Annotated in this window: 1 protein-coding gene; it reads right to left on the reverse strand. The window is 50.4% G+C overall.

What is annotated here, in order from left to right:
- Positions 1 to 192 (reverse strand): hypothetical protein (locus tag ACSNOG_RS33235; RefSeq protein ID WP_436756392.1); only part of this gene is annotated, 192 nt, incomplete at its 3' end.
- Between the last annotated feature and the right edge of the window lie 86 nt (positions 193 to 278).

Raw genomic sequence — 278 nt, forward strand, 5'->3', positions numbered from 1 at the left:
GACAACGACATGACCTCCTTGTGCGACGTAATTCTCGACGGCGTCGACCTCGCTATCCTTCAGCGTCCCGTCAACATAAGCTACGGGGTAGCGGGACGGATCCAACTGCTCCGGCGTGAATTGGTCCAATCGGACCAAATCGATCGGTACATCGGTTTCGATGGAATAATTCTTCCACGTTGCGGACAACATGGGTAATCGACCTTTGCCTTCCAATGCCTCGTCAAATTTATCAAAGCAATGTTGAAACTAAACCTTCCTCCTTCTCACCTCACCTT

Origin of the sequence: Streptomyces sp. URMC 124, assembly GCF_051386455.1 — a bacterium.
GTDB lineage: Bacteria > Actinomycetota > Actinomycetes > Streptomycetales > Streptomycetaceae > Streptomyces.